The sequence below is a fragment of the Planctobacterium sp. R6 genome, from assembly GCF_055755215.1.
Window position 1 is genome coordinate 1 of record NZ_JBVTQY010000004.1, and the last position, 15,935, is coordinate 15,935.

The 15,935-nt window shown below is 47.4% G+C and carries 17 protein-coding genes; 5 read left to right on the forward strand and 12 right to left on the reverse strand.

Annotation, left to right across the window (positions count from 1 at the left end; genetic code table 11):
- Both AC0J20_RS03905 and AC0J20_RS03910 read right to left on the reverse strand, forming a co-directional pair.
- Positions 1-469 (reverse strand): helix-turn-helix domain-containing protein (locus AC0J20_RS03905; protein WP_473020700.1); only part of this gene is annotated, 469 nt, incomplete at its 3' end.
- Between the two features lie 326 nt (positions 470-795).
- Positions 796-1,587: a substrate-binding periplasmic protein gene (locus AC0J20_RS03910; protein WP_473020701.1), complete on the reverse strand. Its 792-nt coding sequence runs from the start codon at positions 1,585-1,587 to the stop codon at positions 796-798.
- 422 nt (positions 1,588-2,009) lie between these two features.
- On the opposite strand from AC0J20_RS03910, the gene AC0J20_RS03915 reads away from it, so the two are divergent.
- Positions 2,010-2,687, forward strand: coding sequence for a TMEM175 family protein (locus AC0J20_RS03915; RefSeq protein WP_229530586.1), 678 nt, complete (start codon positions 2,010-2,012; stop codon positions 2,685-2,687).
- A 67-nt stretch (positions 2,688-2,754) separates the two neighbouring features.
- On the opposite strand, the gene AC0J20_RS03920 is transcribed toward AC0J20_RS03915, so the two are convergent.
- Both AC0J20_RS03920 and AC0J20_RS03925 read right to left on the reverse strand, forming a co-directional pair.
- Complete coding sequence (locus AC0J20_RS03920; RefSeq protein WP_473020702.1) at positions 2,755-3,828, reverse strand: methyl-accepting chemotaxis protein; 1,074 nt, start codon at positions 3,826-3,828, stop codon at positions 2,755-2,757.
- 81 nt (positions 3,829-3,909) lie between these two features.
- Entirely contained in the window at positions 3,910-4,656 is a 747-nt protein-coding gene (locus AC0J20_RS03925; RefSeq protein ID WP_473020703.1) for a class I SAM-dependent methyltransferase, read from the reverse strand.
- Between the two features lie 92 nt (positions 4,657-4,748).
- Between AC0J20_RS03925 and gloB the strand changes: the two genes are divergently transcribed.
- Positions 4,749-5,510: a hydroxyacylglutathione hydrolase gene (gene gloB, locus AC0J20_RS03930; RefSeq protein WP_473020704.1), complete on the forward strand. Its 762-nt coding sequence runs from the start codon at positions 4,749-4,751 to the stop codon at positions 5,508-5,510.
- Positions 5,511-5,541: 31 nt separating this feature from the next.
- Positions 5,542-7,212, forward strand: coding sequence for a lytic transglycosylase (locus tag AC0J20_RS03935; protein ID WP_473020705.1), 1,671 nt, complete (start codon positions 5,542-5,544; stop codon positions 7,210-7,212).
- A gap of 116 nt (positions 7,213-7,328) precedes the next feature.
- On the opposite strand, the gene bioD is transcribed toward AC0J20_RS03935, so the two are convergent.
- The 4 genes from bioD to bioB are packed head-to-tail and all read right to left on the reverse strand — an operon-like array spanning position 7,329 to position 11,151.
- Complete coding sequence (gene bioD, locus AC0J20_RS03940; RefSeq protein WP_473020706.1) at positions 7,329-8,018, reverse strand: dethiobiotin synthase; 690 nt, start codon at positions 8,016-8,018, stop codon at positions 7,329-7,331.
- A gap of 14 nt (positions 8,019-8,032) precedes the next feature.
- Positions 8,033-8,908 carry a methyltransferase domain-containing protein gene (locus tag AC0J20_RS03945; protein WP_473020707.1) on the reverse strand — a complete coding sequence of 292 codons (876 nt, stop codon included), beginning with the start codon at positions 8,906-8,908 and terminating at the stop codon, positions 8,033-8,035.
- Entirely contained in the window at positions 8,902-10,083 is a 1,182-nt protein-coding gene (locus AC0J20_RS03950; RefSeq protein WP_473020708.1) for an aminotransferase class I/II-fold pyridoxal phosphate-dependent enzyme, read from the reverse strand. The genes AC0J20_RS03945 and AC0J20_RS03950 overlap by 7 nt, the downstream gene beginning before the upstream one ends.
- Positions 10,084-10,089: 6 nt before the next feature.
- Entirely contained in the window at positions 10,090-11,151 is a 1,062-nt protein-coding gene (gene bioB / locus AC0J20_RS03955) for a biotin synthase BioB (RefSeq protein WP_229530578.1), read from the reverse strand.
- 123 nt (positions 11,152-11,274) lie between these two features.
- On the opposite strand from bioB, the gene bioA reads away from it, so the two are divergent.
- Positions 11,275-12,558: an adenosylmethionine--8-amino-7-oxononanoate transaminase gene (gene bioA, locus AC0J20_RS03960; RefSeq protein ID WP_473020709.1), complete on the forward strand. Its 1,284-nt coding sequence runs from the start codon at positions 11,275-11,277 to the stop codon at positions 12,556-12,558.
- Here the strand turns inward: bioA and AC0J20_RS03965 are convergent.
- The 3 genes from AC0J20_RS03965 to AC0J20_RS03975 form a co-directional block, all read right to left on the reverse strand.
- Complete coding sequence (locus AC0J20_RS03965; protein WP_473020710.1) at positions 12,543-12,920, reverse strand: hypothetical protein; 378 nt, start codon at positions 12,918-12,920, stop codon at positions 12,543-12,545. The two genes, bioA and AC0J20_RS03965, sit on opposite strands and share 16 nt — an antisense overlap.
- An 83-nt stretch (positions 12,921-13,003) precedes the next feature.
- On the reverse strand, positions 13,004-13,456 hold the full coding sequence (locus AC0J20_RS03970; protein ID WP_229530575.1) for a GNAT family N-acetyltransferase: 453 nt from the start codon (positions 13,454-13,456) through the stop codon (positions 13,004-13,006).
- A gap of 16 nt (positions 13,457-13,472) precedes the next feature.
- Positions 13,473-14,051 (reverse strand): pyridoxine/pyridoxamine 5'-phosphate oxidase, encoded by a 579-nt coding sequence (locus AC0J20_RS03975; protein WP_473020711.1) that lies wholly within the window; start codon positions 14,049-14,051, stop codon positions 13,473-13,475.
- 99 nt (positions 14,052-14,150) lie between these two features.
- Here AC0J20_RS03975 and AC0J20_RS03980 point away from each other — a divergent pair, with 99 nt between their 5' ends.
- On the forward strand, positions 14,151-14,948 hold the full coding sequence (locus AC0J20_RS03980) for a PhzF family phenazine biosynthesis protein (protein ID WP_473020712.1): 798 nt from the start codon (positions 14,151-14,153) through the stop codon (positions 14,946-14,948).
- A gap of 22 nt (positions 14,949-14,970) precedes the next feature.
- On the opposite strand, the gene AC0J20_RS03985 is transcribed toward AC0J20_RS03980, so the two are convergent.
- On the reverse strand, positions 14,971-15,795 hold the full coding sequence (locus tag AC0J20_RS03985) for a flagellin N-terminal helical domain-containing protein (RefSeq protein ID WP_229530572.1): 825 nt from the start codon (positions 15,793-15,795) through the stop codon (positions 14,971-14,973).
- Between the last annotated feature and the right edge of the window lie 140 nt (positions 15,796-15,935).

The following is a 15,935-nucleotide window of genomic DNA, read 5'->3' on the forward strand; positions in this document are numbered from 1 at the left end:
CACTCACCTCATCATCAAGCTTTTTCCGTTCCAGCGCTTGCACCTGGGACTCAGTCAGGATGATGTTGTTATCAGAGGCCATTTTGGCTTCTAATGCTGCCAGACGGCCTTTGAAATTAGCCAGGTCATGACGAAGCCAGATTGAACGTACACCGCTTGGTGAAACAAACACTCCTTGCTTCCGTAACTCGTTACTGGTTCTTGACTGGCCATGAGCTGGATATTCTATTGCGTAATCAATCACAGCCATCTCAATGGCTTCATCAACTCGATTCTTAACATTAGGAACACGACGGTTCTGATTGAGTAATGCTTCTACGCCACCTTCCTCTGAGGCTTCTTTGTACCGATAAAAAGTATCGCGTGATATGCCCATGACTTTGCAGGCTTGAGTGATATTACCTAATTCTTCCGCCAAATTAAGCAAACCGACTTTGTGTTTTATTACTGGGTTGTTAGTATGCAACATGAGAGTTACCTTTTTGTTTAAGTTGGATTCGACACCCATACCTTAAACTGGTAACTCTCTCTTTTAAAAGGGAAATGTCAGATTAGATTGGAACTTCTAAAGTTTAAAGCTCCCGGCACAAAAATTCATATCTCTAAATTCAATCAGACTGCCTAATGGACGGATTTGAGGACAATCCCCCCGCACTCTGAATCTGACGTGCTCTCCAATTAAACCTAATATATTACTTTGTAAATTTCGCCTGCTTTACATTTTCCAGTCATTGATTTTATGTAACTTAGCGAATTATTTCAGCGAACCTGACACCATTGTTCTTTGTGGTTCATTCACCATTCTGTTAACCCGTACTTTTCCAAAATGATGCGCAGTTTCCCCTGTGCTTTCAATTGGGCAACTCCAACGTCCAACAATTTAGCAAGTTGCTTTGATTCAGGTCGGTTTGGAGAAAATGCAATATACACGGGGTCAATACTGACTCTTCCTGCGGGCTTAATTTCGTTTTTATTTGGATGGTAAAGTAAGTGATTCAACATCACAGCCCTTTCCTCCACTATCACATCTACCCGTCCCAAGATTAGTGATTGAAGGATCCGCTCCAGGGCATCTTGACCTGAGATAGAGTGCAATGTTGCTTCGTTTAGTTTGTTGCTTTCAATGTACTTATCCAAGTCTTCGCCATAAGAGTAGCCCTGAATTACCCCCACCCGAAGGGCTTGCAAATCGGTAATTGATTGGTAAGCAAAATTAGACGTATTTGGCACCCAAAAAAGATTTTCCGTCATACCTAATGAGTTTTCCGGGAATACAAAACCGGGCGCATCGCCCTTAAGTGCTCCTATAATTCCATGCACCTTGCCTATGCGTGCATTCCGCACCGCCCGAGACCAATTGGTTTTTTCGTATATAACTCTATAGCCATGTGGAGAAAATACATCTTTAGCAATTTCCACCATAAAACCCGGAAGTTCCGAATCAGGATGACAGTTGTACGGGCACCACTCATCTGCCAGGAGGAAAATTGTCTTACCTGGTGCCGGTGAGCTTTCTTGCGCCAAACAAGGAATCATCAGGAACAGAAAACACACTAATGTCGTGAGTAAACGCTTTAGGGGATTCATGGAAACTCAGTTCACTTGATTTCAGAATTTAATTATAGCCCATCCAGAAAAACGAGCATTCAATGATGAAACAAGAAAAAGTCATGGATAACGCGCAGAAAACCAGAAGATATAAGACATAGCTAAGTTCCCCTGCTCCACTAAACCAAAATAGCATCCAAGGCCTACGGGACGGTAATTTTCACAATTCTCATGTTAATTGGAGCAATAGTAAGCCCAGCAATATGCCATGAAAAACAACTTACTTATATGGACCGAACATTACGAATAGCAAAACAGGTGCTTAAAAATAAAGATATTTAACCCAGGGATAAAATCGCGCAAACTCAGCTCCCGGATACTTTCCCTCCCCCTTCTCGTTCACCTGTGGCAAACTAAGTTCCGAGAAAAACAAAAATTACAACCAATAAGGGAACATACTCATGTCAGAGTTTCGTGGCGACAGCATGAGCCGCATAGAAACCTTTGTTGCAGCGGCGTTTGCCTTTGCAGTTTCTATGCTGGTAATTTCAGTAGATTCGATCCCCAGCACATTTGCTGAGTTACAGGATGCAGCCAAACACATCCCTGCCTTTGCGGCCAGCTTTGCGATCCTGGCCTGGATTTGGCACGAGCATGCTACCTGGTGCCGCAAATATGGTCTGGAAGACAACAAAACCATCTTTCTAAGTTGCCTGTTGGTGTTCCTGGTGCTGGTGTATATCTACCCATTACGACTGATGATGCAAGGTTTAATGGGCTTTGTGTCGCAAGGATGGTTCCCCTTTAATATGGATTTTAAAGCAGTCTGGCAGGTGCGTTTTCTGTTTGGATTCTATGCCGTTGGATTTTTTATGTTAAGTCTGACCTTTGCCGGTCTATATGCGCATGCCGCCAGCATGGCTAAAGAAATTCAATTGACCGAAGATGAAGGGTTTATCGCTAAAACAGAGGCGTGGTTATGGCTCAGTTCCGCCAGTATTTGTGTTTTAGCTTTAGTGTTGGCGATATTTGTGCCTACTAAATGGATTGGTTTTACAGGTTTTACCTACTTTTTGTTGTTCCCGCAAAACTACATTTTAAAAGATAAGCTGATTAAAAATGGTCTGAAAACAGCGTAGAGTTTTTAGGCTTAACAAGGTGCAAATCCGGTTGGAATTGCACCTTAGTTTTAGTGAAGATGAACAATCAGAGTTTGTTGCTTAAGCGCACCAGTGAGGACAGAAAATCATCTGCGGCACGTTCCATTTTTTGCACTGATTCAAGCGTATTATCGTTGACGCCGTGCGCTGCAGACGACACCACCTGTTTTGCCACGTCGTAGAATTTCTGCATAGTTTGCTGACTGGATTTAAACTCACTCAGTTTACCGTATTTATCCTGACCTTCGCGCTGCATCCAGCGTCCCAACTCAGAATCTTCTTTGCCCGGAACTGTGCCCCGGCCTCGCCCAGACAGACTTTCATAAACCAGCCCTTTAGCGTGAAACACCTCGACCTGGCCGACTGCCAGTAAACTCTTGTCCGAAGTAGATAAAATGGTGTCGCGCATAGTGCCAGACATACTCAGCACCTGCGACACCTTGCTTTTAACTTCACGGGTTTTTTCCACCAGCACCCGCGACTTTTCCGAAACGTCGTTAATATTCGATTCGATGTTACGCGTGCCTTCTTCAATTTTTTCTACCAGGTTATTGATTTCCTGAGTGGATTCAGAAGAGCGCATTGCGAGGTTTCTGACTTCTTCTGCTACCACGGCGAAACCGCGCCCGCTTTCACCGGCCCTGGCTGCCTCAATGGCGGCATTCAGTGCCAGCAGGTTAGTTTGTTCAGCGATAGAGTTAATCACACCAACAAAGTTGCTGATGCTGCTGGCCAGGCCGGAAAGCTCGCCCGCATGGGTAACGCCCTTGGCTGCTATGCTGTCAATTTGACTGAGACCACCAACAGCCTCATCTAACATTTCAGCGGAGCCACTGAATAAATCTTCGGTGTTCGCCAGACTGTCGGACTGTGATGCCAGTACATTGGCACTATCCTGTAACAGATCCCGCATATTGCTCAATTGAGCATTACCGCGTAACAGGCTTTCCGCCAGCTTGCTCTCGCCGGTATCTTTTTGTTGTGTTTCAGACAACAGCAGTTCGGTATCCGACAACTGTTTTTCCAGTGCCGAAAGGCGTTGATTTAGCGTTTGATTTTCATCGGTTAATTGTTTGATTTGACGCAGGTCGTCTTCGTTGCTTTTTTTTAACCACCACATAGGGCATTTTCTCTAGTTATTGAAACAATGTACGCGTGTTTTTACTTATCGTCTGAACTCGGGAAAGCATCAGACATTTTTTTAATAATTTCGTTCTTTTACTCGCAGGCTGGCACCGACAGGCGAGAACTTCCGCACGGGTTTCCAGGCCGGTTTTATTAAAGATAGTGGGTATTCTCGTTTTTTCCCGACAATCACATAAACAGAAGAGAAAAAAGATAAGTATTTTTCTGCATGTATGTGCCACTGTCTGGTTTTATTGAGGTCTTTACTGTACAGCAACTCTGAAAACAAGAAACGCTTTTCCTGGGTCACCTGATACCCCATTAAAGAGAGCCAGTCTATAACCCGTGACCGACTGAAAAAACGCGCATCATGTAAAGCGCTGTCTTTTTTGATGGGTAGCCAACGCGCCACGCCCGCCATACTGTAAGGATTAAAGCCCACAATCACCAAATGTCCATTGGGAATTAGGCAATGATCCACCTCCCGCAGCACCTGATGTGGATCGCTGGCATAATCCAGCACGTGAGCCATCAGCACCGCATCTACACTTTTTTCCCGATAGGGTAAATGAGTGGGCAAAGAAACCACCCCACCCTCCGGGTTTTGCTGATAGGTATGTGACACCTGGTGCTTTATGGGACAACTCTTTAACGACAACGACTGGCTCAGGCCCCCCAGTTTGATCAGGTGATAGCCAAAGCACTGCTGCATAATGTCAGACAATTGCTGCTCATACACTGCTCGCAACGCCTCTGAGTGAGGCATAGCTTGCCAGGATTGCGGAGCAACCAGTTTTTTATTAGTAAATGCTGGCCTGAACAACGTTATTCCGAATAAATCAAATTAGCAGTCTGAACTCAAGAACGTTATATTATGGCAACTTTGCCAAGAACTATAGTATTTTTAAACAGTATATGATCAGCGTTTTCCCAATTCCGGCCTTTACCGACAACTACATTTGGTGCCTGCACAACGACACCCATGCTGTCGTTGTAGACCCGGGTGACGCTGCACCTGTCCAAGCTTTTTTACAACAACAGCAACTGACGCTTACTCATATTTTGATTACTCATCACCACCCGGACCATATTGGCGGTGTGGCTGAATTGAAAAAGGCCAATGTGACGGTTATTGGCCCGGTGTCCCAACGTATAGCACATATCGATAAAGCAGTGAGTGAAGCAGATACCATCAAGCTTGAACCGTTAAACATCGCGTTTCAGGTAATGGAAGTTCCGGCACACACCAGGGAGCATATAGCATTTTATGGTGAGCCTGGTTTGTTTTGTGGTGATACCTTGTTCTCTGCCGGATGCGGCCGACTGTTCGAAGGTACTCCACAACAAATGCATCAGGTTTTACAACGCTATGCCCAGCTGCCGGAGCACACCAAAGTCTATTGCACCCACGAATACACTCAGGCAAACCTGCGATTCGCATTAGATTTATTGCCTGATGACGAAGCACTGTTGCAATATGCCACTCAGGTTAACCAGCTGAGACAGCAAAAAACCCCCACTTTACCGACAACTATTGCCCGTGAAAAAAAGGTAAACCCGTATCTGCGAGTTTCAGAACGGTTGTTGGCTGAGGCGGTGCAGAGAAAAACCGGAGCATTGCCGGTTAATGACACGGAAACCTTTGCCGCAGTCCGTCATCTAAAAGACCAGTTTTAATGAATATGCCACTAACCTACAGGATTATTGCGTGACCTACAGAATTCTACTTCCCTTACTATTACCTTTTGTTATTCAAGGTTGCCAGGTTACATCTCCGTTTGAAATCAGTGAGACTGACAACCCCAACTTCCTGGCGGCAGAATACACCGATGAATGCGACATTACCCCTGATGTAGCCGATCTGACCTTCGAATGTGATGAAAATAGTGAAGGTACGCACCCGATCATTCACCCGGTCACCGAGCTGGAAGAGCTGATTAGCTCTGTACCCCAGGTGGAAGAAGTGACAGAAGAAGATGTAATAGAGCGCAATGACCTATGGCAACAGGTACGCGACCAGCTATCTATGGACATTCCCGATGACAGACGTATCTGGAATCAACAAGCCTGGTACCGCAAGCATCCCGAATATATGCAACGGGTTAACAAACGCGCCGCCCCTTTCTTTAAACACATTGTTGCCAAATTAGAAGCAGCAGACATGCCAATGGAATTGGCACTATTGCCCATTGTCGAAAGCGCATTTGACCCCTTTGCCTACTCACATGGCCGGGCCGCGGGCACCTGGCAGTTTATTCCGGGAACAGCCAAACGTTTCGGTATTAAACAAACCTGGTGGTTTGATGGCCGCAGAGATGTCATCGCGGCCACCGATGGCGCCATTAAATACCTTACCTATTTGCACAAGTATTTTGATGGCGACTGGTTGCATGCCATTGCCGCCTACAACAGCGGCGAAGGCCGGGTAAGAAATGCCATCAGACGCAATAAAAAAGCGGGTAAACCCACAGACTTCTGGCATCTTGATCTACCGCGCGAAACCCGCGCCTATGTACCTAAACTATTAGCCTTGTCTGATTTGTTGAATCGGGCAGATGAGTTGGAGTTTGTCTGGCCTACACTGAAAAACGAAGACGTGACGCAAATTGTTGATGTGGGCTCACAAATTGATCTTGCCATGGCGGCAGAATGGGCCGGTCTGACAGTAGAGCAATTACATTCGTTAAACCCGGGTTTTAACCGCTGGGCCACCGATCCAAATGGGCCACATCGGCTGTTATTACCCGTTGATAAAGTTGAACAGTTTGAAATTGCACTGGGAGAAAAGTCAGAGAGACAACGGCTCAACTGGGTCAGACACAAAATTAAATCCGGTGAGAGCCTGTTAAAACTGGCAAAGAAATATCACACGTCAGTTGATGTTATTCAGCAGGTCAACGAATTGCGCGGTAACGTGATACGGGCAGGTGACTTCCTGATGATACCGGTCGCGCTAAAATCACTGGATTATTACTCTCTGTCACAGGAACAGCGGTTGTTGGCCAAACAGTCCGAAAAGCGCGGTTCATATCAACTACAACACGAAGTCAAAAGCGGTGATACTTTGTGGGATATCAGTCGTGAGTACAACGTTAATTTACGCAGTCTTGCCAGATGGAATGGTATGGCACCAACCGATCCCTTAAAACCGGGGAAAAAGCTGGTAATTTGGGTGAATAAAGTCAGTGAAATGCAAACCGATAATGCCGTAGTGCGCACCGTTACCTATACGGTGCGAAAAGGCGATTCACTGGCCCGTATTGCTGGCAAGTTTAATGTCGCTGTGAGTGATCTGACAAAGTGGAACCAGTTGAATAAGAACAAGTATTTGCAACCCGGTCAGAAATTGAAAATCTTTGTGGACGTTACCCGGACCTAGCCGGGCTCCACGCTAAATCACCCCACACCACCTGGCTGGCCGATTTTTGCGCCTGCAGAATCGGCTTTCACTGCATCATCACTCCTTACTATCCCGCGCCCGGTTTGAGGCGCTTCTCAGGCCACCATATCAAATTGCAACAGTGGTGTTACGTCCAGGTAATGTGCGGCTTCTTTAGGGCCTTTCACCAGAGGAACTTCCCCGAGAAAAGGCATGTCCAGATGCTCTTTTAACGCCTTAACATTTTCGGTTAAAAATGGCATACCCGCGTCAACATGATTGGCGACCCATCCGGCAATCTGTAAGCCGTCTTGCTGGATGATTTCAGCGGTCATACAGGCATGATTGATACAGCCTAAACGCACACCGACCACCATGACCACCGGAATGTCGTATTGCCGCACAAAATCAGACATAAACCGCTTTTCACCAATGGGTAATCGCCAGCCACCAGCGCCTTCGATAATGGTCAGATCCGCCTGTTTTTTTAACAGTTTTTCATAACTGTCAGCGATGGCTTTTAAACAAATTTTTCGCCCAGCGCTTTGCGCTGCAAGATGTGGGGCTACAGCCTCTCTGAAAGCGAAGGGATTCACTTCTTCGTACCTGAGATTAATGGTACTGGCGTCTTGTAAACACAGCGCATCTTCATTTCTCAGGCCTTGCGGTGTATCCACGCAGCCCGAAGCGACGGGCTTGAATCCCACGCAGGTTTTACGCTTTTGCTCGTAAATGTGCATTATCGTGCGTGAAATAAAGGTTTTTCCCACTTCGGTATCAGTACCGGTTACGAAAAAAGCGCTCAAGCTATATTCTCCGATTAAGGTTTGCAAAAACTAAGAAAAGCAATCTGCCAGGTTAACGGAAATCGTCCGTTTACAGCGAAGCTCTTCTGATATTGTTCATTCAGTGTGGTCAGCTTGCGTTTATTCAGGCGCCCCTGATTTTGGCTATTTAACACCACGCCGGCACCGATATCCTTTATAGAGTGCAGTACTTCGAAAATATTACTGTGCCATGAAGTAAACGCCTGTTGCTGAATTGTCACCTTAAAACCGGCGGCGGTAAACGCCTGATGCCAGACGTCAGCGGTCATAAAGTGATTGACCGGCGATGGCTGGGAAAGGCAATTCCAGCTGTCGTTTAATTCCATTAAGGAGCCATCCACCACCACGGCAATAACGCCACCACCCTGTTGCGACATCACCCGAAAACTTTCACCAGCCACCCTGACAGGGCTGTTTAGCCACTGCAGCGCCATACTGCTGTATAGTAAATCGACACTGCTGTCAGCAAGCGGTAACGCTTCGGCATCAGCTACCGCCCAGCGGATCGCACTGTTGTCATTTTGTGCTTTGGCATATTTAATCATGCCTTCGGATAAATCCAGCCCCACTACCTGTTGTGCAAAAGGCACTAAACGACGTGTGTAAGTGCCGGTGGCACAGCCAATATCAATCGCCTGCGTACAGCCCCTGTTGCAGTGCTTGCTTGTCAGGGTCAGGGCATAGTCGGCAATCTCCCGTTGGATCAGTGCATGGCTGTCATATTGGGCAGCGGCTTCGCCAAATCGACAGGCAATGGCCTGTTTAACAGATGCTGACTCAGCATTGTTTACTGGCGTTGAAATCACCTCGTTTTCCTGAAAGGTAGCCTCTGCGCAACAGTCTGACTGCGTACCATTTGCCATTAACATTGCAACACAGCTCCATTCACTTCATGTAGGGCGTTCGCCAGGCAGGTAACCATTGCGCTGATTTGATTCTCATTGTGTAAAGCTGTCAAGGTAATGCGCAAACGATCACTGTTTTTAGGTACGGTGGGATACCGAATCCCCGTTACCCAAAAGCCCTGCTGCTGCAAAATTTGACTGATGTGCATTGTCGCCCCGGGTGAACCAATAATCACCGGTTGAATCGCAGTATCTGAATCTGCCACAACAATGTCGTTTTGCTTACAAGCAGTTTTAAATGCCGCAATGTTTGATTGCAATTGCGCCAGTCGCTGTGGTTCTGCGTCCATCGTTTTTAAACTGGTAAGTGTGGCATGCGCATGCGCGGCCGAAAATGCGGTACTGTACACATAGTGGCGGGCAAAGTTTTGCAGGAAACTGATCAATGTTTTAGAGCCTGCAACAAAAGCGCCTCCGGTGCCAACCGCCTTGCCAAAGGTCGCCATAACGATTTGAGGTTTATGCCGCGAGCCGTTCGCGGCGATAGAAAACTGCTCGGGCCCCAACACACCAATACTGTGCGCATTGTCCAGCATCAGCCAGCTATTATGGCCTTGTGTCAGATTCAGCAATGCCGACAAGGGAGCCTTGTCACCATCCATACTAAATACCCCTTCGGATACCACCAGGATATCCTTAACACCCTGACGGCTTGCCGAGCTTAACAGTTTTTGTAAATGAATCGTGTCGTTGTGTTTGAAGCGCTTCAGTGTCGCTTCTGCCGACATTGCCCCATCGATCAAAGAAGCATGACTGAGTTTATCCGCCAGAATTAAACTCTCAGGTTCCCCCATCAGGGTTTTACACACGGCATAGTTAGCGGCAAATCCCGAGCTGAACAACATTGCACTTTCTTGCCCGGTGAGTTGGCAAAGATAATCACACAGTGCCTGATGATGTTGGCTAAAGCCGGTAACCACAGGCGATGCGCCAGCCCCCGCAGGTAACGCCTGAGCAAACGCACTCATCACCTTTGGATGCTGGCTCATGCCCAGATAATCATTGCCGGAAAAATTCAGGTACCACTTACCCTGTATCTGTAGTGATGCCCCCTGCATGGCGTCAACAATCACCGTTTGTCGCAGCAAATCTTGCTGTTGACGTTCAGCAAGGGCTAACTGAATGCGCTCGAATGGCATTGAAGTTTACAATGCCGCGTCGTAAAACAATTTGTCTTGTTTTTGTTCCTGAACAGCCTCAAGCAGCACAGCTTCGTGGGCTTCGTCTGAATAATCCCGGCCTTTCTCCGCGTTAATACCCAGCTTTTTAAATAACAATAAATCTTTGTCTGTCTCGGGGTTAGGTGTGGTCAGTAACTTGCAGCCGTAAAAGATAGAGTTCGCGCCTGCCATAAAACACATTGCCTGCATTTGTTCATTCATAGCTTCGCGCCCGGCAGACAGTCGAACATGTGACTTCGGCATCATGATTCTCGCCACAGCAATAGTGCGTATAAATTCAAAAGGCTCCAGATCTTCCTGATCCTGCAACGGTGTGCCCTCCACTTTCACCAACATATTGATAGGCACACTTTCAGGGTGTTGCTCAAGATTTGCCAACTGCATCAATAAACCGGAACGGTCATTGGCGCCTTCGCCCATTCCAACGATACCACCGGAACATACATTCATACCGGCTTCCCGCACGTTACTCAGGGTGTCTAAACGCTCCTGATAGGTTCGGGTAGTAATGATTTCGCCGTAGAATTCAGGAGAGGTATCCAGATTATGGTTGTAATAATCTAAACCGGCCTGCTTTAATGCCAGCGCCTGATCACGGTTTAACATGCCCAGGGTCATGCAGGTTTCCAACCCCAGCGCTTTCACCCCTTCGATCATTTGCACCAGATAAGGCATATCCCGTTCTTTCGGGTTACGCCAGGCGGCTCCCATACAGAATCGGGTTGAACCTGTGGCCTTGGCATGTCTGGCCGTTTCAAGTACTTTTTCAACTTCCAGCAACCGCTCTTTTTCCAGACCTGTATCATATCGGGCACTTTGCGGGCAGTATTTGCAGTCTTCCGGACAGGCACCGGTTTTAATCGACAACAGCGTGCTTACCTGAACCTGGTTGGGATCAAAATGCTGACGATGAACCGTTTGTGCCTGAAACAACAAATCGTTAAAAGGTAAATTAAATAGAGCATTCACTTCAGCCAGCGTCCAATTGTGACGCAATTGAGAAGCAGATTCGTTTTGTCTGACCATGGAGTTTCCTGTAAACACGCTTTCTTTTTTGCCTGCTTAGTCTAAAATCGCCATTTAATTTGTCAACTTAAAGAATAGCCCAAAGTTTACCTTTGGTTATTTTTTAATCAAACGGTGAGTATTTTGTCTTCTATTGATGTTCAGTTCGACACGCAACATATCTGGCACCCTTACACTTCGGCCATCTCCCCATTACCCTGCTACCCGGTCAAATCAGCGTCAGGGGTGCGCCTTACCCTGGAAAATGGCCATCAGGTTATTGATGGTATGGGCAGTTGGTGGGCGGCAGTGCACGGCTACAACCACCCGATTTTAAACGCCGCGGCACAAAACCAATTAGAAAAGATGGCCCACGTCATGTTTGGCGGCCTGACTCATGAACCAGCAATTGCACTGTGCAAGAAATTGGTGGAGATGACTCCGGAAGGATTAAATCGGGTATTTTTAGCGGACTCGGGGTCTGTCGCGGTAGAAGTGGCAATGAAAATGGCAGTGCAATATTGGGCCTGCCAGGGCAACCAAAATAAACACCGTTTTATCGCCCCACGCAATGGTTATCACGGTGATACTTTTGCCGCGATGTCAGTGAGCGATCCCACCAATGGTATGCATTCGCTATTTGAGCCGGTACTCAATCAACAGTTGTTTGCACCGGCCCCTCAAACCCGTTTTGGTCAGCCCTGGAATGAAGATGAAATGGGGCCGCTTATCGACATGCTGGAACAACACCATCACGAAATTGCTGCCATGATTCTGGAGCCGGTTGTTCAGGGTGCAGGCGGTATGCGCATGTATCACCCTGAATACCTGCACCGCGTCAGACAATTGTGTGATCAATTCGATATCCTGTTAATTTGCGATGAAATTGCCACCGGCTTTGGCCGTACCGGAAAACTATTCGCCTGTGAACATGCCGGTATCAGCCCTGATATTTTGTGTTTAGGCAAAGCGCTGACCGGCGGATATATGACGTTATCAGCCACCTTATGCAACGATGATGTGGCCATGGGGGTGTGTCAGGGGCAACCCGGGGTATTTATGCACGGCCCGACTTATATGGGTAACCCGCTGGCCTGCGCAGTAGCAGATGCCAGTCTGGGTATCCTGCAACAAGGACATTGGCAAACACAAGTCAATCGCATTGAACAGCAATTATTGCATGAACTGGCTCCCTGGAAACACTCAGCAGCAGTGGCTGATGTCAGAGTGTTAGGTGCCATTGGTGTCATTGAAATGCGTTCAGCCGTGGATGTCGCCACCGTTCAGCGCTTTTGTGTTGAACGCGGATTATGGGTAAGGCCGTTTGGCAAACTGGTGTATATTATGCCGCCTTATATCATCTCCGAGGATGATTTGGGTCAGGTAACTCAGGTGTTAAATCAACTGGTGCATCAACTTACCGCCTGATACACACCAATCACAAACGCCGTTGCTATAACGACCAGGAATATTAAGCCGCTGGCCCAGTTTTCGTTCTGGCGGCGGCTGCGATAGCGACGTAACAGCAACATGCCCAAACCAAACAGGATACACAAGGCAAACAGGGCATACAGCCATGGCAGCAAGGCATCATTCCACTCTTCTCTGCCGGTGACCCCCCAATAGCGCTGAACACCGGAAACCCGCTCTGGCCGGGCATAGTGAAACACTACCAAACCACTGACAAACAAAATCCAGGATACAATGCTACCAACACGACTCAAGCGGAAAAAAAAGTCGTGCTTTTTAGAAGTAACTCTTCGGTTGATACCATCCCATTTGTCAGCCATAACTCTGCTCTAACTGCTATTACTATTGTAACGGCAACTTTCGGAAAATATTTACGCCTCTGCTATCGTCACAATACGCCGGACTATTCCGACAGCTGTTTATAAATATCCGGACAGTGAATTTCCATGTGCGTGTCCGGCTTCTGCAATGCTGCAAAACCAAATTTTTCATACAACCCTCTGGCATCACTCGAGGTCAGTGTCATTCTTCTGAGCCCCTGCAAATGCGGATGCGCCATAGTAAAGCGCATCAGTTCCCGGGCGATTCCGTTGCCGCGATAAGCCGGCACCACAAAGACATCTTTGATATTGGCGTAAGTGGCATAATCCGTAATAACCCGCACAAATCCCACCTGGTGATTGCCTAAATAGGCACCAATACACAGAGAGTTTTCCAGCGACACCACTACGCGCTCCAGTGAAATATCTTTGGCCCAGTAACTTTGATTCGCTAAAAAGTCATGGATCAGTTCCACATCCAGTAACTGTTTATCGTCGCTTAATTCAAGTTTTTGCTGAGCATGGTTATCGGTCATCAGATTTACGCTGTATTCAGGGTTGTAAAACCTGATAATGCCATTGAGAACCTGTCTTTGTGAAGCATTCCCTGTAGTGTAATCGCGAGGCCTCAAAGCGCAACAGTTCAATTTGCTGTGGTATTACCCGATAGCCTCCCCAGTTTGCAGGTCGGGGAACCATCTTCTCCTGCCACTGAGCTTGTGCGTTTTTAAAGTTTTCCTGAATAGCCTGAAGCGAATCAGCAGGCAGGCTTTGCTGCATATGAGCCGAAATAATGCGGGCACTCTGATGTCGAGATTGCCAATATTTATCGGCCAGTGAAGAATCAATCTTTTCCGCCACACCAAACAGGCGAACCTGGTAATCCACCGGTTCCCACCAGGCAGTCATGGCGACTTTCGGGTTGCGCGCTATATCCCGGCCTTTTTGTGAGTCATAGCCGGAACAAAACAAAATGCCTGCTTGACTGATTTCTTTCAGGTCCACAAAACGCCCATCGGGGAAGCCCTCAGCATTTATGGTGGAGACACAAACCGCACTTTTTTGTTGTAGTAACGGGTTGTTTTTTGCCTGAGACCAAATCGTCTGTAAGCGTTCAATCGGATCGTACATTTTTACCTTCCATTGCTGCGAAAACGTCGTCGAAAATAGTACACTAGCATTTTTTATTTACTGTAACTTATTGTAAACATTTACTAATCGAGAATGCTGATGCTGCAAGAAATGCATATTATAGACGCCTTTACCAACCGCCTCTTTGCGGGCAATCCCGCTGCAGTAGTTATTCGCGATTCCTGGTTATCAGCGAATCTGATGCAACAGATAGCCAGTGAAAACAATCTTGCAGAGACGGCCTTTCTGGTTAAAAACTCAGAGTCTGAGTACAGCATTCGCTGGTTTTCTCCACTGACTGAAATCGATTTTTGTGGTCATGCTACCCTAGCGGCCTGTTGGGTATTATTTGATGCCACACCGGCGCTAAAAAGACTGCAAATACACACACAGACGGTGGGAACGTTAGATATTACTCAATCTGACGATGGCAAAATTAGCATGCGCTTTCCGGTGCGCAAATTGGAATCGGAGCCGGTCATTCCAATGGCGCTGGAAAACGCTCTGAAGCCAAAACCCACTCAAATATTCAGGAGTGTTCAGGCCTGGCACGCTATTTATGAATCGGAACAACAGGTCTTTGAATGCCAGCCAGATCTGGAATTGGTAAAACAACTGGCACCGCTGGATCTGGTCGTCACAGCTCCCGGGACGGAATACGACTTTGTATCCCGGTACTTTTGGCCCGCCAATGGCGGTGATGAAGATCCGGTAACCGGCTCCATTCACGCCAGTCTGGCCCCCTATTGGGCGAAGCGCCTGGGCAAATCACAATTAGTCGCTCATCAGGCGTCAAAACGAGGCGGTACATTATATTGCGATGTACAGGGGGAATGGGTTTATATTTCCGGGCAGGGCCAGCGCTACTTACGCGGTGTGATACAGATACCGGACTAATGCCGACTGAAAGCGGCTATGTTCAGATCAATAGTTGCAGAGCCGTTTGCGGGTAACTGTTTGCCTGACGCAGCACTGCAACTGTGGCTTGCTGGATTATTTGGTTTCGGGTGAGTTCGGAGGTTTCTTTGGCATAATCCGCGTCCTGTATGCGACTCATAGATGATGCCAGATTGGATTGCACATTAGTAAGATTGCGAATGGTAGACTGAAATCGATTGGTCAACGCACCAATATCCGCCCTTTCCCTGCCAATGGCTGAAACCGCACTGTCCAGGGCAGTTAGCGCCGCAGAAGCGCCCGCATTGGTGGTGATATCAACATTGCCAACACCAATGCCGGAAGGACCAAATCCGCCACTGCGGGACAGGTTTACCGATATCGTTTGGCCGGCAAACGTACCAATCTGAAAACGGGCAGAATAAGCACCGGACAAAATTGCATTGCCCGCGAAGTTGGTATCATTCACCACCCGGCTCATTTCCGATGTCAGTGCGGTAATTTCCTGTTGGATCGCTGTTCGCTCAGCAGAGCCGTTAATACCACTTTGCGACTGTACTGCCAGCTGCCGAATGCGTTGCAAAGATGCAGTCACTTCCTTCAGAGAACCTTCCGCAACCTGAGTCATAGAAATCGCATCATTGGCGTTGCGCACACTTTGTTCCAGGCCATCACGCTGCGCTACAAATTTATTGATAATTTGTAGTCCTGCTGAATCATCAGCGGCTCTGTTAATACGCAATCCTGACGACAGCCTTTCAAACGAAACACTCAACGCGGCATTTGCATCGAATAAGGTGTTTTGCGCAATCAAGGCTGACACGTTCGTGTTCACGAACAAGGCCACAAGGACCTCCCGTTATTTTTAATTATTTTAGACAGCGAAAAACCGACGCACTGTAAAGCGGCCCATAGTCATCGCAATTAATAATGATGACCGGCACTTCGTCCTCACAACGCGTGCACTTGTCATTTTGGAGAAAACAC